The following is a 25162-nucleotide window of genomic DNA, read 5'->3' as shown; positions in this document are numbered from 1 at the left end:
GTTCTAGAGTTCTCATTAATATCAATTGGACCAAAGGTTCCGATACCTAGTGCATTAACAGGATTCTCTTTGAAGAAGGCTGCACTTTGTTCAAGGGTCTTTTTAGGATCTTGAGTTGAGATTCGATCTTGAGCAATAATCTTGCCACTATCAACATCTTGCACAGCAACAATGAACTTAGTACCGCCAGCTTCGATACTACCAACATATTTATTTTCTGTCATTTTATACCTCATTTAAAAATCTATCCTTTTACCATTATATTCAACGCTATAGCTTAATTCCTTCAAATTAACTCTAACTTCAGCAATATCGTCACTATCCTTATTGCTTCTTTTAATAGTGATTTCATTTTCTGAAGGTGTTTCTATTTTAATTTGACCATCAAGATCAAAAGCAGGAGTATTATTTCTAAACTTCAAAAGATTGAGCAGCTTTTGAACAACAGGTCTTTTAACTTCCTGATCTATTTCGTCAATTGAATAGTAGTGACGATTAATATTTCTTCCTTCTTTTGTTTCTTCGAGAAGCTTTAAATCATTTCTACCTGCAAGTAATCCAACATAATAAATCTGTGGTATACCTGGAGCAAAAATTTGCAATAACCTTGCTAAGAAGTACTTTTGATCGTCATCTCCTAGAGCAGAATAATAAGTAGTATTAATTTGATAAATATCTAAGTTATGGTATTCTGTGCCGGAATATTTGCGCTTTACATTGGCTCCTACCTTATATAACTCATTAGTAGTATCTTCAAGTTCGTCATCGCTTAATATGTCTTTAGCATCTACTACTCCTATACCATCATGAGTATCAAGAGTAGTAAATTGCTTCATCGGCGACTTTCTTAGCCAAGCAGCCAGGCGATTACTCTTACCTGTATAAATTGAATATAACAGAACAATTGGTAAGGCAAAGTCATAAATATAATATCCATGCTTTGATACCTTCATGGGCATTGTATAATGCTCATGGATTTCTGGTAAAAGTTGTACTTCTGTATTCTTTAAATACTCCTTTACCTTATCAAGTAATTCCCAAATTTCAGGTTCTACAAAGAAATCATTTGTATCAAGCTTCTTTACTGCATAAGCAAAAGCATCTAACCTTATCATACTTGCACCATGCTTAGCTAAGCCTTGTAGTGAATCTTTTATAAATTTTTGTGTTACTTTACTTCTAATATCAAGATCAATTTGTTCATCCCCAAAGGTATTCCATACTTTACTACTTGTTCCATCTGCAAACTCAATTTTTTGATATGGCGCTTTGTCTTTGCGTTTATAAATTAAGTCAATATCTTCTTTAGTCGGACGACCTTGAGACCAAAATTTATTCCAATTTAGGAACAAGTCTTTATATTTACTGTTATCCTTGTTCTTTTGATAATTAAGATATTGGTCGGAATGTTTAGATAAGTGATTAATCATAAAATCAAACATTAGGTAGTATTGTTCACCTAACTTTTCTACATCAGCCCACGTTCCAAATTTTGGATCTATTTGATCATATCGAGTTGGTGAGAAGCCACGATCTCCTGTCGATGGAAAGATCGGCAATAAATGAATACCACCTATTGCATCCTTAAAGTACTTATCCATAACTTCCTGTAAGTCATGCAGATTATTTCCTAGACTATCTGCATAAGTTATTAACATTGTTTTATTTTGTAATTTCATAATTTTCTCCTGATAATTTTATATATATAAAAAGTCAACCTGTATCAGCAAGTTGACTTTTTAAGTATATTGTTTAAAAGCAGTGTGCAATATACAGTATATTTCTTAATTTAGAGGGAAAATAATTAAGATTGCATACATTAAGTTTAGTTATCTAAAGTTTCTTCACTATCTTTATCAAAGAAGTGAACCTTATTCATTTCAAAGCCCATCTTTACATGAGCACCCGGCTTAGCAAAATCACGTGCATCTACCTTTGATACTAATTCGGTACCACCCAGATTAGTATACAATTGAGTTTCAGAGCCTAAAAGCTCAGATACAACAACCGTTGATTCTACAACATTATGAGGAAAGCTTTCTAAGAATACCTGTTCTGTATGAACATCTTCAGGTCTAATACCCATAATTAGTTCCTGACCATCATATCCTTTATCTTTTAAAATATTTAACTTACCTTCTGGAACAGGAATATTAAAATCTCCATTTATATCATGAACCAAACCATTTTCAAGTTTGACATTAAAGAAATTCATTGCTGGTGATCCAATGAATCCAGCCACAAAAACATTGGCAGGCTTGTTATAAACTTCCATTGGGGTACCAACTTGTTGAATTTGACCATCTTTTAAAACTACAATTCTATCTGCTAAAGTCATAGCTTCAGTTTGATCGTGAGTTACATAAATAGTAGTAGTTTTAAGCTGTTGATGAATCTTGGCAATTTCAGCCCGCATAGTAACACGTAGCTTAGCATCTAAATTTGATAAGGGTTCATCCATTAAGAATATAGGAGCATCCCTAACAATTGCTCGTCCTAAAGCGACACGCTGACGTTGTCCACCAGATAAGGCGGCAGGCTTACGCTTTAGATATTCTTTTAAGCCTAAAATTTCAGAAGCTTTTTGAATCTTTTTATCAATTTCAGATTTTGATACTTTATTCAATTTCAATCCAAAAGCCATATTATCATAAACAGTCATATGAGGATATAAAGCATAATTCTGAAAGACCATGGCAATGTCACGATTCTTAGGTGCTACATCATTCATGACTTTACCATCAATTTTAAAAGTACCCTTGGTAATATCTTCTAGACCTGCAATCATTCTTAAAGTTGTTGATTTCCCACAACCTGATGGTCCAACAAAAACTATAAATTCTTGGGGATTAATATGGAGATTGAAGTCCTTTACAGAATAATTTTTAGCATTATCATATTTTTTATAAACATGATCTAAGTCAATTTTAACCATTAGTTTCTACCTCTTTGACATATGAAATATGGTCAATCCCTGTAATAAAAGTAACAATACTCATTGCTGCATCATTACTATAAAATTCTAAAACCGAATCATCATTAACAAATTCTATTTCAGCAACATTTGATTTCAATTCAAACTTCCGCTTAAAAACTGGAGAATCTATTGAGATTAAATATCTGTCTACATATCTTAAAATTTCAGCTTGACCATTTTTACCTTTTAAAATTAGTTTTTGATTTATTAGAAAATCTGTTATTCGATAAACTCCTAAGCTAATGTTACTTATATCTTTTGATAATTCCTTAATTGTACCTATCGGCTTTTGAATCAAATTTTTATTTTGATTTTCCATTATTCTTGGAATTCCCATCATTCCATTCCAAGAGTGATTAGTCCGTGATAAATAATCAGTATGATCAACACTCCTAAGCCAAGGAATCATTATTCTACGATTATCCTTATCCACTAATGATTGAGAAGCATAAAAATCATCAGATTGATCAACCCGTTTAATTTTATTTATTTCAAAATCAAAGTTACTCCAATCCATTTTTCCTTGAGCTGCATATACGATACTATTTTGACCAATTCCAAAAATTGAACTAAACAAAATATAATCATTTCCAGCAACACTAAAGAAATCAGGACATTCTGTCATAATCCCTAATATCTTATTATCTTGTAATAAGACTTTCTTAAAATGCCAAGATAATAAATCTTTAGATTCAAATAAAACTATACTTCCCTTTGACTGAATTTCAGCAGCTAAGACACAATAGTATTTGCCATCATGTTCAAATACTTTTGGATCACGAAAGTTAGCTGGATTATTAGCTCCAGGAACATCATCGTAAGTCATAACAGGGTTATTTTCATATTTAGTAAAGTTAATGCCATCATCTGACCAAGCTACACATTGCGTTTCAACTGCACTATCTTCACTAATCACATGTCCAGTGTAAATTACATATAAGCGGCCGTCCTTTTCAATTGATGATCCTGAAAATACTCCGCCTTTGTCATAGTCATGATCTGGAAACATAGCAATAGGTAAGTCTTGCCAATGAATCAAATCTTTACTTCTAGCATGGCCCCAATGCATTGTGTCCCACATAGTGCCATAAGGATTATATTGGTAGAACAGATGATAATAATTTTTGTAAAAAATTAATCCATTTGGATCATTCAACCAGCCATAAGGGGCTGTAAAATGCAGTTTAGGTCTTAAATCATCACCATCCAATGTTCTAATTTTTTTATAAATATACTCATTTGCATTCATTACTTATCACCATTCCCAGCAGATCCCATACCTTGAACCAAGTACTTTTGGAAAAAGATATAGACTAATATTAATGGTACAGTCGAAATTGTTAAGATGGACATCACTTGGTTCATATATACAGGTTGAGTATTATTAATATTAGTAATAGCAACTTGCAATGGGAATTGATCAGAATTTGTCAAAACCATCAATGGCCATACATAATCATTCCAGCTACCAATAAACGAAAGTGTACCAACAGTTGCAACAGTAGGCATTGTCATTGGAAGTAAAATATTCCAAAAAATTCTTAAATTGCTAGCTCCATCCAATTCTGCAGCTTCTGTCACACTATCTGGAATTTCGGCAAAAGCATTTCGAAACATATAAATATAAAATGGACTCGACATACCTGGTAAAATTACTGCCAATGGGGTATTCAAAATTCCTATAGTCTTGGCAACTTGGAACTGTTGAATTAATAAAGTAGCTCCAGGTATAACTAACATTGCAATTAACAAGCCAAAAATTAGCTTTCTACCAGTAAACTTATATTTAGCAAATCCATAACCTGCCAAAGAATTTACTAGTAAAGATCCAATTGTCAATGAAACAGCATAGAACACACTGTTCAAAATATAGCGAAATACATTAAAACGGTGAAAAATACTACTGTATGCCTTGCCCCATTCGCTTATATTAGCTGATGGCAAAAACGCCTTGAAGTTACTGATATTATTGTAAATTTGCTGTTCAGGCTTCATTGAGGAAACAATCATCCAAACTAACGGGAATAAGAAGAATAGAGCCAATAAAGTAATTAAGACTGTAGTCCATACTATATGGAATGTTTTGCGAGAAATAATTCTATTCATTCTCATCACCTCCAGCATTAGTAATCTTTCTTTGAATAATAGTAAAGATAATAATCACAATACCGTAAATTACACTCATGGCACTCGCATATCCTAATTGGCGATCAGTAAAGCCAGTACGATAAATGTAATAGATTGGTGTCATAGTTGAGTTTTGAGGTCCACCTTGCGTCATAATCATTGGCTGTGTCATTAAGTTAAAGGCACTAATAAATGTAGTAGTCAAAATCATAACTGATGTTGGCTTAAGCATCGGTAAAGTAATATGAATAAATCTTTGCCATGCATTGGCACCATCTAACTCTGCAGCTTCATAAAGTGACTGAGGGATACTTTGTAAACCTGAAAGGAAAATCAGCATTTGATAACCTGCGCCTTGCCAAGCTGATACTCCAATAATGGCAAACATTGCTTGCTTTGGAGATGTCAAGAATGGCTGAGGCTTAATATGGAATATCCCCAAAATACCATTTAATAAGCCTTGATCCGGATTCAAAATATACATCCACAGAATTGAGACAACTGTTAGTGACACAACTTGTGGAGCAAAAAATGAAATTTTAAAGAACATGTTACCTGGACGCTTTTTATTAACTATTAGTGCTAATCCTAAAGCTGCTCCGACTTGTATTGGCATAATAAAGACAATAAACTGAGCAATATTCTTCAAGCTTTGTAAAAATACTGGATCTTTAAAAGTATTAATATAATTTTGAAGACCAACGAAATTTTTTACATTTGGTGTCAAAATATTATAGTCTGTAAAAGAATAACTAAATGACATCAAAAATGGAATAATTAAAAACGTCAATAACAACAATAGTGCCGGCAGTACATATAACCAACCCACTTGCCTTCTCAATCCTTTAGTTTGCATATGAATGCTCCCTTTAAATTCCTAATTATTTTAAGTATTTTTGAATAACTTGAGCTTGTTGATTCATAACCTTTTGAACATCAGGATTTTTCTTATATAAAGTTACATTTTGAACAGTTTCAGCAAAGGTTCTAGTAACTTGTGGATAGTTAACTAAAACTGGACGTGCATGACCTGTGGTTTGGTTTTGCTTTATGAAGAATTTCATAGCTGAGTTAACCTTAGGTTCCATCATCTTGGATACACTCTTACGAGCTGGTAAAACTGTATTAGCCATATCACTTCTATACATTGCTTTCTTGCTTACTAAGAAGTTAATTAAAGCACCAGCTGCTTTCTTATTCTTTGCAGCAGAAGTCATTGCGTATTGCCATGAGCCTGTCGGTGATACTTCTTTCTTAGTCTTTGGTGATACTGGATAAGGAAGAACACCCCATTTTAGATTCTTATATTGATTATCTAAAGTTTGAACTTCCCATGTACCAGTCATAGTCATTGCATATTTACCGGTTTCAAATCCCTTATCTTTTGGTGAAATAGTAGTGTATCCATCTTTAACCATGTTTTGAATAAATTGGAAAGCTGAAGTAGTTTGCTTAGAATTGAAATAACCTTCGGCCTTAGTTCCTGCGGGGTTAGTTATACTACCGCCGGCTGACCATACAAGTGGTGCTAATGAATATAAGGCCATTTCTGAGTGGTCATTCAAATTCATATTAATTGCTGGTTCATGAAAATGATCTTTCAGCTTTTTACAAATATTTATAAATTGATCCCAAGTCCATGGCTTTTCAAGAGTTGGCAATTCAGAATCTTTAATTCCTGCTTCTTTGAACATTTTCTTGTTGTAATAGAATCCTACGCTTGATTCTGAATATCCAATGGCATATAACTTATCTTTGTATGTTCCTTGGTCAATGATAGTTTTAAGAAAATCATCTTTATCAGAAATATATTTTCCAATTGGTTGAATAATCTTAGAATTGGCGTATGCAGCTGTATTTGGTCCGTCAAGAGTTAACACATCTGGTAAACTCCCTGAATTTAGTGCTGCATTAACCTTATCTTCATAACCACCACCTGAACCAGAACGAGGAATATATTGTACTTTAGCCTTATATCCTTCTTTATTTTCTTTGTTAAATTCTTTGATATTCTGTGCTAAGGCCTTACCCTCTGGATCTTCGTCAGAGATATGAACCCACATCGTTATGTTCTTGTCATTATTACTACTTTGTTTGTTACCGCAACCTGCAAGTGCAAAAGCTGAAACAGATGCAAGCATAGCTAATCCCAATTTCCACTTTTTCATAAACTTTCTCCTTTTTTGAAACGTTTCAATTTTGTTTAAAAATAAAAACGTTTCACATAACTAATTTCAAAAAAATATTTTTGAAACGTTTCAATTTACATCTATATAATAAAATCGCTTTCATTATTTGTCAATAGTTTTTTGTAGTATTTCCTTCCCTAAAAGTTACAGGGTATTTATAAATCTCATTCTTAATATTTGGATTCTTAATTTTTTTCATAACTAAGCTAACCGCTCCCTCAGCCAATTTAGGAACCGGTTGCCTAATTGTAGAAATTTCAATAGGCCAGTCCTTTGAACTAGATACTCCATCAAAGCCAATTAATTGTATGTCATCTGGAATTCTGTACCCTAATTTTTCTAAAATATGTTTGACATTTAATAATCGATCATCATTATGACAAAAAATCCCATCAATATTAGGATGTGCAGCTAGTAACTCTTTTATAGATGGCTCAAAATCTTTAACGGGTTCTTGTAAATAAATATCAAAAAATTCTATATTTTTCTCTTTTAAATAATCATCAAAGCCCTTTTTTCTACGCATTGTGTCATTAGGATACTTACTATGACTACCAATATAAGCCAATTGCTTAGCACCATGCTTTAAAAGTTCTTGTGCTGCTATTTGACCACCTTGATAATTATCTGATTCAACATAAGAAATCTTTTGCTTAAAGTATCTGTCCAAACTAACAAATGGAATACCCGAGTAAATATACTGATCTATATCACTATAAGTGATTGCTATAATCGCATCAATTTTATTTTGCTTTACCATTTTTATATATTTATGTTCTTCTTCAGAATTACCATCTGAATTACAAAGTAACATCTTATATCCAAGACTATCTAAACTTTTTTCAACAAAATATGCAAATTCTGAGAAAAAAGGATGCCAGATTGTTGGAATAATTAATGCTACTGTTTTTGAAGATTGTGTTTTTAATCCTCTTGCATATTCATCTGGAATGTAATTCAATTCTCTAATTGCTTGTTCAACTTTAGCCAAGGTACTCGGTTTAATTCCGGAAGCTTTATTTATTACCCTAGACACCGTTCCTAAACTTACCCCAGCAAGCTTAGCGACGTCTTTCATTGTTGCCATAATCTATTCCTCCTTGAGATAATTCATAAGTAATTTTAGCATGGGATTAATGCTTTTGTTTCACGTGAAACTATATAATTTTATTCTTATTGCCTATCAATCCAATAACCAATCAATCACATTCTTTTGTTCAATGCCATTGTCATTATAGTTACCTGGATCTTGAGTTAATAGAATTTTACGATAATTATCTTTAATTGCTAAAAATGGCGTAATTTCACGCTGATAAGTTTTTTCATCTTGTAAGCTCAAACTTACCTGATAATATTCACGCACGCCATCTTTAACTGCTACAAAGTCTATTTCTTTGTTGCCTAACCTTCCAACATAAACCTCATAACCACGACGCTTCAATTCTAAATAAACAATACCTTCTAGACGACTACCCATATTGGGCCTTTTTTGCCCTAATAATGCTCTCCTTAAGGCAGGATCAACTGGATAATACTTATTATTAACTTGAAGATATTTTTTGCCGGCAATATCATAGCGACTGCATTGGTAGAATAAATATGAGTTGACTAGCTTTTCTAGATATGAAATTACAGTCATATTTGTAGTCTTTAACTTATTAGACATTAAGGTATTAGTAATTTTATTTGTATTTATCAAACTACCACTAGCATCTGTCAAAAAAGCCGCAATAGCTTCTAATAATGTAGCATTTCCCCGCTGCATCCTACTCAAAATATCCTTAATCAAGACCGTATTTATAATTCCTTGTACATAAGACAAATAAGTATTATTATCCTTCAACTCTGTCGCAAAGGGAAAACCTCCCCTATCTAAATAATGTGCTAATGCTTCTGATTTAGATAAATTTTTCTCTGTTTCAATAAACTCTTTAAATGAAAAAGGATAGACTGGTATCTCAATATATCTACCCGAAAGTAAGGTAACCAATTCGCCTGATAACATGAATGCATTTGATCCTGTAATGTATAAATCTACATTCTTTTTGATAAATAAGCTATCTACAGCCTTCTCGAAGTGTGACACATTCTGAATTTCATCAATAAATATATAGTTCATCTTATTATGAACAAGACGTTCATTGATATATTCATAAAGCTTCTGATAATCAGTCAAGTCAGTTAATCCCCAGTCTTCAAAATTAAATACCTGAATTTGTTCTGGTTGAACGCCCTCTTTTAATAATTTGTTTTGATAAAGTTCTAGAAGAGTTGACTTTCCAGAACGACGTACACCAGTTAAAACTTTAATTATCTGTTTGTCACGCAATTGGTCAAGTTTTTCTAAATAAGTGGGTCTTAATATCATTGATTTCCCTCATAATTATAACTATATTTAATTTTATCTATTTTATTATAGTTAATTATAATTATAATATATTTTTGCAAAAGGTTATAATTAATTATAATTATATGCAAAAAAATACCCACAACCTAAGCGACTGTGGGTATTAAAAGAAATAGTTAAAATCTATATTTTTAGCTATTATTCAATTTAAATTTTGAACTCGGTCTGATTTTAACTTTCTTAGAAGTTTTTTCTACTATTCTTTAGTTTGCTATCTGGGTTTTATGTTTATCTTAAGACTTTTACTACTAAACTAGATACTGTTCTTGATACATAAACTAAAGTTCACGATTTTTCATTCAATACTATTAATGTCTTTTTGCTTTTGTTTTTTTGGGTTCTAAAAGAAGATAGCTTATAAATGCAAGAACTATTGTAATCAAAAGTGGCACTAAGAATGAAGGTTTTCCTCTATACACCCATTCTTCCACAAAGAAAACAGCATACGTAATTAGCCAGTCTATAATGTATTTAATCATGTTATCCAATACCACACTTAATAGCCCAAACAGCTAATTGACCAGCTATTATTGCTACGTTCGTCTTTAATCCATTTGCTTTAGCAAATTTTAAAACTACCCCAGCTAACTTCTTCCAAGATTTCTTTTTAGCATACTTAACAATTGTAGCAACATTAATCATTGCAAAAAATTCATCTTTAATCTCATTAACCATGCAATTTCCAAACTTATTCCAACTGAATTTTGATCTCAAAAGATAATTGTAATTTGTTTTCTTTAGACTAGTATTTAATTCCTTTTCAGCAGTCGAAATATCCCTACTGTCATAATTTTCATTAACATAGTTCTTAAGATTATTCTCTGTAACACCATTAGAAAACATAGCTTCAAGTTCATTCGCAACAAGCTCAATTTCTTTATCTTCTTGAACACTAGCATTTACCCTTGCAGGTGTAACCACAGCTATAAGCAATTCTAAAAAAATGGTAAATACCATCAATAAACTAAAACACCGTTTTTTCTCCAAACTCATAGTAAACATATTCAACCGCTTCCTTTCTTTTTTTATAATTATATTTATATTTATTATACATAATATAATTAATTATATAAATATTTTTTTAATAATTTTTATTTTTTATTTTTATAATTATTTTCGACATTATAAAATATTCTAAGCTAAATGGTATTACACATTAACATTTTTAATACGACTTTTTTATACAAAAAAATACCCACAACCCAAGCGGCTGCAGGTACTTTCTTAGTAAAAGGGGAAATATAAAGTATTAAGTGTAGGAAAAAGATAATTAACGTTTAGTTACAGCAATTAAGTCATCGCCGTGCTTCTTATCTTCGCCATCAATCCGCTCAACATTTGCATAGTTGGCGGTATTAGTAATAATTGTCATAACAGTTGGGTCATACCCTGCCTTAGTTACAACATCTAAGTCAACAGTTCCAAGCTTATCGCCTTTTTCAACATGTTGACCTTGCTTGACATCAGTGCTGAATCCTTCGCCTTTTAAGTTAACAGTATCAATACCAATATGAATTAAAACTTCAGCACCATTATCAGATTTAATCCCATAAGCATGTTTAGTTTCATAAGCAACAGTTATTTCACCAGTTACTGGTGAGTAGATAGTGCCATCACTAGGTATGATAGCAGCACCATTACCCATCGCCTTGGTTGAGAAGACTGGGTCATTAACCTTAGTTAAGCTTTCTGTTTTACCGGTTACAGGGGCAGCAATTACTTCATCATGCAATTCATCTTCTGCCTTAATGATTGCTTGAGCCTTTTCTTCTTGCTCTACTTCATCACCGGCAGACTTAACAGTAGCTGTTTCAACAGCAACATCTTCCTTAAGGTGACCTTTACCATAAATGAAAGTAATTACAAATGAAGCTACAAAGCTAATTGCAACTGCAACTACCCACATTGGGATAGTCTTTGGTACGATTGATAAGAAGCCTAAGAAGCCAGCTGAACCCAATGCAGCAGCAGTTACATGCATCAATCCTGCAAAGGCTGCAGCAATACCAGAACCGATTAAAGCACTAAAGAATGGGAACTTGTACTTCAAGTTAACACCGAACAAGGCTGGCTCAGTAATACCAAGCAATGCTGAAACACCGGATGATGAAGCCAAGCCCTTAACCTTCTTGTTCTTAGTTAAGAAGTATACTGCAAAAGTTGCGGCACCTTGAGCAACGTTAGCCATACATGCAACAACGAAGATAAAGTCACCTGCGCCCTTGCCTTGAGCGAATTGTGCCAATAATTGAGTTTCAACTGCTGGAAAACTTTGGTGCAGCCCAGTAGTAACGATAGCTGAGTATGTTAATCCAAAGACACCCATACCAAATGCGCCAGTAGTATTGTAAAGCCATACGATTGCATTAGTAATTGCATCAGATACACCCTTAAAGACTGGTCCAATAATTACGAAAGTCAAGAAACCAGTAATCATCACTGAAAGAAGTGGTGTAAAAGTAAAGTCAACGGCTGATGGTAGCCACTTGTGGAATCTCTTTTCTAAGAAGGCAAGTAACCATACAGCTACCAAAACTGGGATAACTTGGTATTGGTAATTAGTTTGAGAAACATGCATCCCAAAAATATCCCAGAACTTGCCTGCACCACCTAAGTTAGGAGTGGTCATGATCATACCGATAGATGCACCCAAGAATTGGTTAGCACCAAACCGCTTAGCTGCTGAAATACCAACTAAGATTGGCATAAAGATAAATGGTGCAGCTGACATTAATTGGATCATCTCAGACAATCCGGCAATATTAGGAGCCATTTGAACTACTGACTTAGAACCGAATAATCCTGGCTGAGTCAAGAAGTTGTTCAAAGCCATTAATAAACCACCAGCAACTAAAGCTGGGATAATTGGTACAAAGATATCAGATAAGAGCTTGATAAAGGCCATCACCGGATTAAACTTCTGGTTCTTTTGTGACACCTTCTTCAAGTCCTCAGTGGATAATTCTGAAAGCCCTGTTAACTTGATAAACTCATCATAAACATTGTTAACATCCCCAGGCCCGATAATAACCTGGAACTGACCATTAGTCTTAAAAGTACCCTTAATATCTGGATCATTATCCAGCATCTTCAAGTCAACCTTACTGTCATCTTTTAAAACTAGCCGTAAACGCGTTGCACAGTGTGCTGCTGCTACAAGATTATCGCGACCAACAGCCTTGATCACAACTTCGGCAACTTTTTTGTGATCCATAGTATTTTCCTCCCTGTAAGTTGTAAGCGTTTTATACTTTAATTACATTTACTATGATAGCGCATTCTAAAAATGTGTCAAGCGTTTATCATAATTTTATTTAGAAAAATATAGTTAACCTACCAAAAATATTTATTTATCGCAATTATCAATATGATATTCGATTGACATATATAACTATTTATCTTACTATTCTTTATATAGAATGCGTTTACATTTTAAAGATAAGGATGACTAATTATGGAATGGACTCGTGAACAAAGATATAAAAAATATAGCGACTGGGATGCTGCAACCTTATTACAATTACAAGCACAAGCAGCAACTTCTAAGTATCAAATGCACTACCACATGCATCCCCTATCTGGATTAATGAACGATCCGAACGGCTTTTCTTACTACAATGGTGAATACCACCTATTTTGCCAATCATATCCATTTGGCCCCGTTCATGGCTTAAAGTCATGGACTCATTATGCTTCTGATGATTTAGTTCATTGGCACTACCTTGGTCAGGCAATTAATCCTGATATGGATAAAGATAACGCTGGTGCTTATTCAGGTTCAGCAATGGCACACGACGGTAAGCTCTTATTAATGTACACTGGTAATCATCGCGATGCAGATTGGACTAGAATTCCATATCAAATTATTGCTGAAATGGATCAGGATAATCATATTACCAAAAAAGATGAAGCAACTATTCTGCCACCAGATCATGTAACTGAGCACTTCCGCGATCCACAATTGTTTGAACATGATGATAAATTTTATGTAATTTTAGGTGCTCAAGATAAAAAGACTAAGACTGGCCAGATTGATGTCTATGAATCTACTGACTTAATTCATTGGCATGAAAATGGCTATCTTTCTCTTCCTAATGAAATGGGATATATGATTGAATGCCCTAATTTAGTCTTTATTAATGGACAACCTGTATTAATCTTTTGTCCTCAAGGATTAGATAAGTCAATTACTAATTATGATAATGTCTACCCTAATATGTATTTAATTGGTAAGGATATCGACTTATCGAGTGCTAAGTTCTCACCAGCACAATTAGCTCCTATTAACTTAGACGATGGCTTTGATGTTTATGCCACACAAGCATTTAATGCTCCTGACGGCACAGCCTACGCTATCTCCTGGGTAGGATTGCCGGATTCTACCTATCCGCCAACAGACCAAGAAGGCTGGGCTAACTGCTATAGCCAAGTTAAACAATTAGAGATTAAAGATGGCCAACTATACCAGCATCCTGTTCCAGCTATGCGTAACTTACGCTATAATGAAGTAAGCATTACTAATAAAAAGATAATTAGCTCTGATGCTAAGCGTCAATATGAGCTAAAATTAAAAATTGCAGCAGGCCAAAGCTCGAGCCTTCACTTAAGCGACTTAATTTTGAACTTTAATACTAGTTCTGATGCTCACTTAACTGTTGACCGCAGCCATGGCCCTGCTATCAATCCAGATTATGGTGCAACCCGTACAATTTCTTTAGGAGATAATCAAGATCTTGATCTAGATATCTTTATTGATGGTTCATTATGTGAAATTTTCATTAATAACGGTCGCCATGTGATGACACTTCGCTTCTTTAGTAAGTCGAATACAACTATTTCATTTGATCAAAATATTAACTACACTGGGAAATTATGGGACATGCACTCAATTCTTTAATTAAGTAGGAAGAAAAATGGCAAAATTAACAGATGTTGCAAAATTAGCACAATGTTCAGTTACAACCGTTTCCCGAGTAATAAATAATTACGGCTATATTAGCGATCGAACCCGCCAAAAAGTTCACCAAGCGATGAAAGAGTTAAATTATCAACCTAACTCCCTAGCTCGCTCCCTTCAAGGTAAGAAGACTAAGTTGGTAGGCGTAATCTTTCCTAGTATTGCTAATCCTTTCTTTGGTGAATTAGTAGCCGAAATTGAAAAGCAACTTTTCAGCTCAGGTTATAAGACTATCCTCTGTAACGCTGGTAACGATAAAGAAAAAGAACGTACTTACTTGCAAATGCTTATGGCTAATCAAGTAGATGGTATTATCGCTGGTGCCCACAACTTGGGAATTGATGAATATCAAAAGACAGGCTTACCGATTATTTCTTTTGATAGACAATTATCTGATAATATTCCTATCGTTACAGCCGATAACTATCAAGGTGGCTGTTTGGCAACACAAGAACTATATGACAATGGGGCACGTCATATTTATTTTGTTGGTAATCCTGTTTTAGATGGTCATCCTACTCAGCGCCGACTTGAAGGATATAAAGAGACAATTGAGAAGCTTGGCTTAACTCAGCACATTCATCCAGTAATCTTTGGTGAAACGCCTGAACTTAAAGAAATGGCCATTAAAGACTTATTACAGTTCCATAAGGTGGACGGTATCGTAGCTTCTGATGACTTAACGGCAATTTTAGTTCTAAATATTGCTAAAAAGCTTGGAATTAAAGTTCCCAATGACCTTAAGGTCATTGGTTTTGATGGTACTGATTACATTCAAACTTATCATCCTGAACTTTCTACAATTGTGCAGCCACTTGGCGCAATTGCTCAATTATTAGTTAAATTATTGGAAGAGAGAATAGCCGATCCCGATAAAACTTTAGAAACTTCAACTTATAAACTACCAGTTAAAATCTTAAAACGAGAATCTTCAAGTAATAATTAAAAATCAAAAAATGGAGAAGTTTGCAGTCCTTCTCCATTTTTTGATTTGTGTTGTAATTATTCTAGATAGAGTTCTCTTAGTCTTGTTAGATCTTCTTTACTAAAGCCTAAAACCTTAATAAAGTACTTATCAAACCCGCCAAAGCCCTCATTTATGGTCTGGGTAACACCCTTAATTGCTGTACCCTCACCTTGAGTAACGTTCATTCGATTAACTAAGTTAATCATTTCCGAATCACTTGGGATTTGCTTTTTTAGACCAAAGCTATAAAGTTGATTCGTCAATAAATAATCTTGTGATATTGTCTTATCATCAACTCCCAAGGCAGTTAAAAGTAATGCAGCGGTCATCCCTGTCCGATCCTTGCCAGCACTGCAATGAAATACAAGTCCCTCATCTTCAGGTAAAGTTAATAAGTTGGCAAATACCTTGGCAAATGCCGCCTGACTTGCAGGGCTAAGGATCACATTTTGATAAATTTCACCTAAGAAGTTGTTAGTTCCGTTAATCTTGGGAATATGGTGCAAAAATTTATAAACCGCCCGATCCTTTTCTTTAGCAAAACTACCATCCCTAGTTTCTGCATAAAGATGACAGTCAATATATTGGACTCCATCCCATAATTGATCTGGCGCCATAGCTTGTTCATTAGTTGAACGCAAATCGCAGTCTATCGTAACCCTCATTTCTTCAAGCTTTGCCTCATCATTGGCAGATAAGGAACTTAATGAATCTGCACGATAAATTTTATTCCATTTAAGATGTTGCCCGTCTTTATTGCGATATCCGCCCAAATCTCTAAAATTCACAGTTCCGTCTAGTGTTATTAAACGATCATGTTTCATATAGAAAATTCCTTTCTACATTCAATTTCTAATTATAATTTTATCTTATTTAAAATAGTTTTGCTCACAATTATTACTGGTTGCCAAGAACTAGTAGATGTGTGAAGATATGGGTAAGTATTTTTTATTAAAGGAGGAATGTTTGGATGGCTCAAAAACAAATTCAGGCACTTACAATTGCGGGACACGATAGCGATGGCAGCGCTGGAATGCCTGCGGACTTACATACATTCTATGCACGTGGAGTATACGGAATGGGACTTGTGACAGCCAATGTTGCTGGTAATTCTAAGGGAATATTTGCTCAACAATTAATGCCAATTGACTTTATTCAAAAGCAATTCGATGTCTTAAATGATGATGACTATAATATCGGTGCTAGCAAGACAGGAATGTTAGCTAACAAAGAAATCATTGATGTCGTTGCCAAGAACTTAAAAGAATACAAGATGAAGAATATAGTCTTAGATCCTGTAATTATCACTAAGCATGGTGCTACTCTACTAGCTGACGATGCTTATCAAGCCTTCTTAGATGAATTATTGCCACTGGCAACAATCATTACGCCTAACTTCTATGAAGCACAAAAGCTTACAGGCTTAGAATTAAAAAACGAAGACGAAATTAAACGCGGTGCTCAAATGCTTCAAAACATGGGGGCACGTAACGTTTTATTGAAGGGCCATCACGACGGAACCTCTACTGAAGTTAGGGACTATCTACTCTTAGAAGACAGTAGTGATGAATGGCTTAGCAAGCCTTACTTTAAGACCGATCGTGTTAACGGTACTGGTGATACTCTTTCTGCTGTAATTGCAGCAGAATTAGCTAAAGGAACTGACCTAAAACAAGCCGTTCACATTGCTAAAGACTTTACTTATGAGGCGCTATCTCATCCAATTGACATTGGTTCTACCTATGGTCCAATCAATCACTTGGCTGCGCAGAAGATCATGACTGAAAGAAATGAATAATAATCAAAAAGATGATCTTAGATCAATTTAAAAGGTCCTGAAAATTCTATATGAATCTCAGGACCTTTTTCTATATATTATTTTCTTTTATTAAAAATCACTAAATAGTATATTCCCGTTACAAGTTCAGCAATTCCCTGTAGATAAATTGCCCAATTAACCCCGACATATTTCACAATTATGCCACCAAGCAATGAGCCAATTGGAATCATGCAAGAAATGATGCTTGAATTAATTGTTTCAATTCTTCCAAGCAGGTTAGGACTAAAGCTTTTTTGAACTAAAGTTTCAAAATTAATATTCATCATCGCAATCCACAAGCTTGAACTTGCAAATAATAGAAATACTAACACTGGCATCCTTACCGCTAAAGCTGGCTCGCCAATAACTGATATCCCTGCTAAAACCAAACAAACCACGACGAAACGGCTGAGATTACGGCTTCCGAATGAGAATCTATGCACCAACATTGCCCCAATTAATCCACCAATAGATGACGCTAAACCTAAGCTGCCGTAACTAATTGCACTATTAGTCAAATACTTACTAGCAAAATACGGCAGCCCAACTGAAGCAACTCCATAGAACAAGTTAGTCACTGCAAATGGAATAATCAAAGCTAGAATTCTACCCTCTTGTTCCAAAATATTCCAGCCAATTTTTAAATCAGTTAGATATTCACAAGTTACTTCCTCATCAATTGCAGTCATACTTTGCTTGACCAAACCTAAGCTAGTATACAAAGCTAAGGCCAGCGCAAATATTACCCCGGAAATAATCAACGTAAATGGTACTGATACAAGGGTGATCAGTATCGTCGCTAATGCATCTAAGAATAAGTCTAATGTGCGATAACTCATTTGAAATAATGCATTTGCTTTGATCAAATTTTCATGGTTCACAAGTGTAGGCAAAATCTTTTCTTCTGATGGATAAAGCATTGTCGAACCGATTGTTGAAAGTAAGTAAATCAACAACAATAAACTGATGCTAACTACTTTCTTGCCATTAAGTAAAATAATTCCAACTGCAATTACACTAAAAATTGCTTGCAAGAAGCTAACCACTTTCAGCAATTTTTTAATCTTAATTCGATCAATAATCGGTCCCAAAGAAAAAGAAAACATGTCAATTACTGACTCAATCGTAAAAATTAACGAAACAATAATCGGTGATTGAAACTTTTCTTTGAAAGACCATAAGATTGCCATGTAGAATAGACTATCTGCAATGTTGGTTGCAATTCTGCCACTAAGTAAAATATACAAATTTTTGTTATTTATTTTTCTTTTCATTTTCCCTACATTCCTAAAAATGCGGGAAACATTTAGTTTGCTCCCCGCTAGCTAATAAATTCCTGCGGGGAAGATACTGGGATAAAGCTTTACACATGAAAGGAAATGATTCATTTGTACAAGCATTCTTATCACCTCTTTTAGTATTTTTATTAGAAAATTATAGCATAGTATTATTCATCTCACCGCTTAGATATAGTACGTACATTAGCTACTTTACCAGTTTGAACAATATGTGAGTAATTTTTCCTAAAATCTCTAGCAAATATTTCTGAATAAATTATATCTAATAATAGTGAATTAAAGCTGCGTGGAATTACTCAAAGCATGTCTCGCAAAGGCAATTCAATGGATGATGGCTTAATGGAAAACTTCTTTGGCTTGCTCAAAACAGAAATGTTCTATGATCAAGAATACAAGTACAAGAATCTTGGTGAATTAACCAAAGCAATTGAAGAATATATCGAATACTATAACAATGAAAGAATAAAAGACAGACTAAAAGGCCTGACTCCGATAGAATATCGAAATCAAGCCTTAGCATCTTAGATTAAATTTTTGTCCAACTTTTGCAGCTCAGTACATTTTTACCTCTTAATTAAAATTGATAACTTTAATCCATTAGTTTGACAAATCACTATCAACTTTAACATATTAATATTTTAAAGTGTACCTTCATTTTTTAATTAACAAAGTCATCTAATAAAAATTTATAAAGCGGTATTACTTCAACTTTTATGCCATCTTCTTCAATCACTTTTTCCTGCTCGCTTGTAACAATAATCAGTCGCTCAACTTCAATATTCGATTTAGCTAGCTTAATTAGACTTCCAACTTCACGATCATAATCACGTTCATTTAAATCATAAGTTACTTGAATTGCAGTTTTTTCATCTGGTATAAAAAAGTCTACATCAATCTTAGTTTTCCTTGAATTAAAATAATAAAGATAATCGCGATACTTTTCATAAAGCGCAATTGCAACTTGATTTTCTAAAAGCATCGGCACTTTATTTATTAAAAATAGCTTCAAGATTCCATTATCTGTAAAATAATATTTAGGTGTTGAATTTTTATCAACAAATTTAGCTACATAATCTTTTATTTCAAAAAGCAAAAATGAGGATTTTACGTAAGAAATGTAATTAATAACTGTATCAGTTCCGAAAGGCTTATTAATTATATTATGAACCGCTTTAGCAAGACTTCGATACGATACATCATGCATTAGCGTTTCAGCGACTTTACTAATTAATAATCGCAAAGCTTGAGGATTACGAACATTATTACGCGCAATAATATCACCAAGTAAAATTTTTTGATAAATAGATTCCAAATAATCACGTCGATCAGAATAAATCAATGTTTCAGGTAACCCACCATGAGATAAATAATCTGCAGCAGCCATACGTAATTTTCCATCTGCTACAGTATCAAAGAAGGTGTCATCATCATGTTCAATTTCTTTAGCTGCCAAAAACTCTTCGAAATTATAAGGAAAAATTGTTTTAATAAAATATCTAGCACCTAAACGTTCAACGATTTTCCAAGAGAGCATTTTGGCGTTACTGCCGGTAATATAGGTGCGATATTTTTGATCAGCAATTCTTCTGGCAAATTTTTCCCAACCATCAATATTTTGAATTTCATCTAGAAAAATATAAGGTTCCTTATCCGTCATTTCGCTAGCAACAGAAAGAATGTCATCAAAATCGTTTATCTTAAACCCTACTAAACGTTCATCTTCAAAATTAATATAGATAATTTGTGACCAAGATTTTCCTTCTGCAATTAAATCTTGTGCTCTTTTATAGAGCAAAGTAGATTTTCCAGCACGTCGTAATCCTACTAAGACATAGTTTGCTTGCGGATCAAACCAATAATCTCGTGGAATAATCTTAGCTTGTTTAATAATTCGATGTTGATCTGCTATAACATGACGAAGAATATTATGATCCAATTAAAATTCCTCCTTTTATCTTATTTTATCATATTGTCAGTTATAAATGACAAAAAACGTTAATTTTGTCATTTATAACTGACACTTTGAGGGGTATTTTATCACTTATAAAAGACATTTTTATTTTTCCATAGAAAAAAGTCGGTATTACATCGACTTACTTAATTATTTTATTCATCTCACAGCTTAGCTATAGTACGTACATTAGCTACTTTACCAGTTTGAACAATATGTGAGTAATTTTTCCTAAAATCTCTAGCAAATATTTCTGAGTAAATTATATCTAATAATAGTGAAATTGACGTATTAGTTGAATAATTACCAATTTGTGAATATAGTCTTTCTCTCGATGGAATATTAAAAATATAATTAGCCATCTTATTCATTGAATTATTAGTTAAACCGGTAATAGCAGCTATATTGATATGTCTTTTTTTAAGCAATTCTAATTCTTTTTCAAAACCACTACCAGAATATGAAATAAATAAGCTGCAATCTTGTTCATTCATATTCAAAATATCATATTCTTGTTCTCCCGATAAATTACTAATCTTTACTCGTCTATTTATACGCCGCATCTTAAATTGAAATTCCTGTGCTAATAACAGATTTACACTATGAGCAAAAATGACTATCTCATTGGCTTTATACAGCATATTAATAAATTGATTAATTTTTTTATTGTCTAATAAGCGCAAAGTATCATTCATTGCACTTATTTTTGTTTCCGTAACCTTAGTGGCAATTCCAGCAAAAGAATCCCTTTCTGTAAAAGGAATATTCACGTCAATATTTTTTTGGTGTAATAAGTAATCTAGTTCTTTTAAATACTGCTTTTTCAGATCATTCCATCCCTTATAGCCTAATTTGTGTGCAAACCGTATAAAAGAAGATGGATTAGAATATATTTCTTTTGCCAATTCCCTGATGGTTTGATCTTGAGTTTCTGTTCCTTTTTCAAGCAATAATTTAGCAATTCTTCTTTCTGTTGACGAATATTTCGATTCATCTTTTAAATTGTCTATCAACATTTTATTTTTTTCCTTTTTTGCAAACAAAATTTACATTAATAAATATTAATTAAATAAAATTTGTAAACATTATACCACTTTTTCTCAAATATATTGTAAGCGCTTATTTAAGTTAGTAAGATTAGGCTACAAATTATCTGAGAGGAAGATCAAAATGACTGATTATCATAAATTAGCTGTTGATATTATTAATAATATTGGCAGCCAAGAGAATATTAATGATGTATGGCACTGTGCAACACGCTTACGGTTTAAGTTAAAAGATGAAAATAAAGCTAAAACTGAAAAAATAGAAAATCTTGATGGCGTAGTAACTGTCGTTCAAAGTGCTGGTCAATACCAAGTAGTCATTGGAAACAGTGTAGCGCAAGTATATGACCAAATTATTTCAATAATTGGAAAACAAAATCCACAGCAACTTAGCAGCGAAGAAAAAATTAGCAAAACAAACAAAAATATTTTAAATTCACTATTTGCATTTGTTTCTAGTGTATTCACACCATTTTTAGGTGCTCTAGCAGCTTCTGGTATTTTAAAGGGATTTCTATCTTTAGCAGTGACCCTAAATTGGTTATCAGTAAATGACGGAGCTTATCAAGTTTGGACAGCTGCTTCTGATGCAATTTTTTACTTTTTACCTATGTTCATTGCTTTTACAGCTGCTAAAGTTTTGAAAGTGAACAGATTTGTAGGCGTTGCTATTGCCGGCGCTCTAATTTATCCAAATCTTATTAGTGAATTATCTTCTAAACATGGTGTTACTTTCTTTGGATTACATATTCAGAACCTAACTTACTCAACTTCGGTTATTCCTATTTTATTAGCTATTTGGGCACTATCATACTTAGAACCACTTTTTAATAAGGTATTTCCAGAAGCTATCAGAAATATTTTTACTCCGCTCCTCTCTTTATTAATTATGGTTCCTTTAACCTTGCTGGTAGTGGGGCCAATTGGCAATGGTTTAAGTAATATTTTGGCCGATGGATTAATGTATTTATACCGTTTTTCACCAGCAATCGCTGGGCTACTACTCGGAGCCTTTCACCAAGTTATCGTTATATTCGGAATCCATTGGGCTTTAATTACTTTAATGATTAATGATATTGCTAAATTTGGTTCTGATCCTTGGCTGCCAATTGTCTGCATTGCAGTATTCGGACAAGCTGGGGCTGCTTTAGGTGTATTTTTAAAAACTAAAAATACTAAAATGAAGTCATTAGCTGGTACATCATTTATTACAGCAATTTTTGGTATTACTGAACCTGCTATTTATGGTGTTAATTTAAAACTAAAAAAGCCTATGTATTTAGCGGTGATATCTAGTGGTATTGGTGGTGCCATTGCGGCTATGGGTAGTGTTAAAGCTTCAACTTTTACCTTTCCAAGTATTCTAGCTATTCCAACTTATCTTGGAAAAGGCTTCAATTTAGAAATTATTGGTTTAATCGTAGCTTTAGTTTTAGCCACAGTCTTAACATACCTATTTGGTATTTCTAATAAAGATAATATCCAAACTAATAACCATGAACAAAATAGTAAAATTATTTCTAATTCTATTGATGTTGTAAAAGGAGAACGTATTCCTCTATCCAGTGTTAACGATGAAGTATTTGCCTCTGGAAAGATGGGGTCTGGTTACGCAATTATACCAACTAGCAATTACATAACCGCACCTTTCAATGCACAAGTTGAAGCGATCTTCCCTACAGGACATGCTATCGGCATAAAAAAGGATGATGGTACCGAGGTATTAATTCATATTGGCATTAATACTGTTGAACTGAAAGGTAAACATTTCAAGACATTAGTTAATTCAGGCGACAAAGTTATTAAAGGACAAAGCTTAATTAAGTTTGATCGCACTAAAATACATAGTTTAGGATATGACACTACTGTTATGGTTATTTTTACTAATGTACCTAATGAATAATTAAAAATTGATCACTAAAGGAGAACAATATGAACAAATTAAGAAAAGACTTCCTTTGGGGAGGAGCAACCGCTGCTAACCAATTTGAAGGTGCTTATAACATTGATGGTAAAGGATTGACAATTAATGATGTAGAACTAGGAGCTTCACACGGTCAAACAAGACAAATTCTTGATCCAATTATAAACTCTAAATATTATCCCAGTCATGAAGCGGTAGATTTTTACCATCACTACAAAGAAGACATTAAGTTAATGGCTGAAATGGGATTTAAGAGTTTCAGAATGTCTATTTCATGGGCACGAATCTTTCCTAATGGTGATGATGCTATACCTAACGAAGCAGGACTAGAATTCTACGATAAAGTTTTTGATGAACTTAGAAAGTATAAAATTGAACCTGTGGTTACACTACATCATTTTGAACTACCACTTAATCTAGTAAAAAAATATGGTGCTTGGCGTTCTAGAAAGTTAGTTGATTTAGCTGTCCGCTATGCCAAATTAGTAATGAACAGATATAAAAATAAAGTAAAATATTGGATGACCTTTAACGAGATAAATTCTCTATTTATATCTGATCAGCCATGGCATATGGCTGGTATCATCTACAAAAAAGGCGAAAACAAAGCTGATACTATGCTTCAAGCTGCTCATCATCAACTTCTAGCAAGTGCGCTAACAGTTATTGAAGGCAAGAAAATCAATCCTAATTTTAAGATCGGGTGTATGTTACTTTATCCATGTACCTACGCCGCAACTTGTCGTCCAGAAGATCAAATCTGTGCCCGCAATAAACTATTATCTACCTACTACTTTGGGGATGTCCAAGTTCGTGGGCGTTACACCAATACTTGCACTTCATATATAAATCAAATTCAAGGTACATTTAAGACTGAGCCCGGAGATGACGCAATCTTAGCCGCAGGAGTTGTTGACTTTATTGGCTTTAGTTACTACTTTTCAGCAATTGAAGGAATTGAAAAAATTGATCAAGCTGAAGGCAATCTTTCTACAGGTGGACGTAATCCATACCTTAAATTAACCGATTGGGGCTGGCAAACTGACCCTATTGGTCTGCGCAATTCACTAAACGCCCTTTATGACCGTTACCAAAAGCCCCTATTCATTGTCGAAAACGGCTTAGGCGCTAAGGATAAGATTAATTCTGATGGCACAATTAATGATGATTATCGCATATCTTATTTACGTGACCATATTAAAGCAATGATTGATGCAGTAGATATTGATAATGTAGATTTAATTGGTTACGAAACTTGGGGACCTATCGACTTAATATCAGCTGGCACAGGTGAAATGCGTAAGCGTTATGGCTTTATCTATGTTGATCGCAATGACAATGGTCAAGGTAGTTTCAAGAGAATTCCTAAAGCTTCATTTTATTGGTATAAGCAAGTTATTGCTTCTAATGGTAATAGATTATAGCTCACTTATATTAGTAATTTTCAATTTTTATTAAAAAATTATAGCATAGTTTATCATCTTTTAATATAATAGTAAA

General features: G+C 33.5%; 20 protein-coding genes and 1 pseudogene. 6 read left to right on the top strand and 15 right to left on the bottom strand.

The features are described from left to right. The 11 genes from J2Z60_RS09960 to J2Z60_RS09910 form a co-directional block, all read right to left on the bottom strand. On the bottom strand, positions 1-224 hold a 224-nt coding region (locus J2Z60_RS09960), incomplete at its 3' end, for an ROK family protein (RefSeq protein ID WP_209687551.1). Between the two features lie 12 nt (positions 225-236). Continuing rightward, complete coding sequence (gtfA, locus tag J2Z60_RS09955) at positions 237-1679, bottom strand: sucrose phosphorylase (protein ID WP_209687550.1); 1443 nt, start codon at positions 1677-1679, stop codon at positions 237-239. A gap of 146 nt (positions 1680-1825) precedes the next feature. Continuing rightward, on the bottom strand, positions 1826-2935 hold the full coding sequence (locus J2Z60_RS09950) for an ABC transporter ATP-binding protein (RefSeq protein ID WP_209687549.1): 1110 nt from the start codon (positions 2933-2935) through the stop codon (positions 1826-1828). Continuing rightward, positions 2928-4226, bottom strand: coding sequence for a glycoside hydrolase family 32 protein (locus J2Z60_RS09945; RefSeq protein ID WP_209687548.1), 1299 nt, complete (start codon positions 4224-4226; stop codon positions 2928-2930). Before J2Z60_RS09945 ends, J2Z60_RS09950 begins: the two co-directional genes overlap by 8 nt. Next, on the bottom strand, positions 4226-5083 hold the full coding sequence (locus J2Z60_RS09940; RefSeq protein ID WP_209687547.1) for a carbohydrate ABC transporter permease: 858 nt from the start codon (positions 5081-5083) through the stop codon (positions 4226-4228). Before J2Z60_RS09940 ends, J2Z60_RS09945 begins: the two co-directional genes overlap by 1 nt. Further along, complete coding sequence (locus tag J2Z60_RS09935; RefSeq protein ID WP_209687546.1) at positions 5076-5960, bottom strand: carbohydrate ABC transporter permease; 885 nt, start codon at positions 5958-5960, stop codon at positions 5076-5078. The genes J2Z60_RS09940 and J2Z60_RS09935 overlap by 8 nt, the downstream gene beginning before the upstream one ends. A gap of 25 nt (positions 5961-5985) precedes the next feature. Then, a complete protein-coding gene (locus J2Z60_RS09930; RefSeq protein ID WP_209687545.1) occupies positions 5986-7272 on the bottom strand; it encodes an ABC transporter substrate-binding protein in 1287 nt (428 codons plus the stop codon). 130 nt (positions 7273-7402) lie between these two features. Continuing rightward, complete coding sequence (locus J2Z60_RS09925; protein ID WP_209687544.1) at positions 7403-8380, bottom strand: LacI family DNA-binding transcriptional regulator; 978 nt, start codon at positions 8378-8380, stop codon at positions 7403-7405. 96 nt (positions 8381-8476) lie between these two features. Beyond that, positions 8477-9661 carry an ATP-binding protein gene (locus tag J2Z60_RS09920; protein ID WP_209687543.1) on the bottom strand — a complete coding sequence of 395 codons (1185 nt, stop codon included), beginning with the start codon at positions 9659-9661 and terminating at the stop codon, positions 8477-8479. Between the two features lie 519 nt (positions 9662-10180). Further along, positions 10181-10702: a streptococcin A-M57 gene (locus J2Z60_RS09915; protein WP_245328798.1), complete on the bottom strand. Its 522-nt coding sequence runs from the start codon at positions 10700-10702 to the stop codon at positions 10181-10183. A 268-nt stretch (positions 10703-10970) separates the two neighbouring features. Further along, complete coding sequence (locus J2Z60_RS09910; protein WP_209687542.1) at positions 10971-12914, bottom strand: sucrose-specific PTS transporter subunit IIBC; 1944 nt, start codon at positions 12912-12914, stop codon at positions 10971-10973. Between the two features lie 240 nt (positions 12915-13154). Between J2Z60_RS09910 and J2Z60_RS09905 the strand changes: the two genes are divergently transcribed. After that, entirely contained in the window at positions 13155-14597 is a 1443-nt protein-coding gene (locus J2Z60_RS09905) for a sucrose-6-phosphate hydrolase (protein ID WP_209687541.1), read from the top strand. Between the two features lie 16 nt (positions 14598-14613). Continuing rightward, positions 14614-15603 carry a LacI family DNA-binding transcriptional regulator gene (locus J2Z60_RS09900; RefSeq protein ID WP_209687540.1) on the top strand — a complete coding sequence of 330 codons (990 nt, stop codon included), beginning with the start codon at positions 14614-14616 and terminating at the stop codon, positions 15601-15603. A 56-nt stretch (positions 15604-15659) separates the two neighbouring features. Here J2Z60_RS09900 and J2Z60_RS09895 read toward each other — a convergent pair whose 3' ends face one another. Then, complete coding sequence (locus tag J2Z60_RS09895; protein WP_209687539.1) at positions 15660-16448, bottom strand: tyrosine-protein phosphatase; 789 nt, start codon at positions 16446-16448, stop codon at positions 15660-15662. A gap of 146 nt (positions 16449-16594) precedes the next feature. Between J2Z60_RS09895 and thiD the strand changes: the two genes are divergently transcribed. Further along, the gene (gene thiD / locus J2Z60_RS09890; protein ID WP_209687538.1) at positions 16595-17422 is read left to right on the top strand and encodes a bifunctional hydroxymethylpyrimidine kinase/phosphomethylpyrimidine kinase; all 828 of its coding nucleotides are present in this window, start codon (positions 16595-16597) and stop codon (positions 17420-17422) included. A 77-nt stretch (positions 17423-17499) separates the two neighbouring features. Here thiD and J2Z60_RS09885 read toward each other — a convergent pair whose 3' ends face one another. Then, entirely contained in the window at positions 17500-18717 is a 1218-nt protein-coding gene (locus J2Z60_RS09885) for an MFS transporter (RefSeq protein ID WP_209687537.1), read from the bottom strand. A 300-nt stretch (positions 18718-19017) separates the two neighbouring features. On the opposite strand from J2Z60_RS09885, the pseudogene J2Z60_RS09880 reads away from it, so the two are divergent. Then, positions 19018-19266: pseudogene (locus J2Z60_RS09880) on the top strand (transposase); the annotation flags it as partial. Positions 19267-19399: 133 nt separating this feature from the next. Here J2Z60_RS09880 and J2Z60_RS09875 read toward each other — a convergent pair. Both J2Z60_RS09875 and J2Z60_RS09870 read right to left on the bottom strand, forming a co-directional pair. Further along, on the bottom strand, positions 19400-20677 hold the full coding sequence (locus J2Z60_RS09875) for an ATP-binding protein (protein WP_209687536.1): 1278 nt from the start codon (positions 20675-20677) through the stop codon (positions 19400-19402). Between the two features lie 179 nt (positions 20678-20856). Continuing rightward, on the bottom strand, positions 20857-21708 hold the full coding sequence (locus J2Z60_RS09870) for a MurR/RpiR family transcriptional regulator (protein WP_209687535.1): 852 nt from the start codon (positions 21706-21708) through the stop codon (positions 20857-20859). 154 nt (positions 21709-21862) lie between these two features. Between J2Z60_RS09870 and J2Z60_RS09865 the strand changes: the two genes are divergently transcribed. Continuing rightward, a complete protein-coding gene (locus J2Z60_RS09865) occupies positions 21863-23641 on the top strand; it encodes a beta-glucoside-specific PTS transporter subunit IIABC (protein WP_209687534.1) in 1779 nt (592 codons plus the stop codon). A 29-nt stretch (positions 23642-23670) separates the two neighbouring features. Continuing rightward, the gene (locus J2Z60_RS09860; protein ID WP_209687533.1) at positions 23671-25086 is read left to right on the top strand and encodes a family 1 glycosylhydrolase; all 1416 of its coding nucleotides are present in this window, start codon (positions 23671-23673) and stop codon (positions 25084-25086) included. Positions 25087-25162 lie beyond the last annotated feature (76 nt).

Origin of the sequence: Lactobacillus colini (assembly GCF_017874575.1) — a bacterium.
Classification (GTDB): domain Bacteria; phylum Bacillota; class Bacilli; order Lactobacillales; family Lactobacillaceae; genus Lactobacillus; species Lactobacillus colini.
Note: the sequence above shows the minus strand (reverse complement) of the source record. Positions and strands in the feature narration are given on the sequence as shown.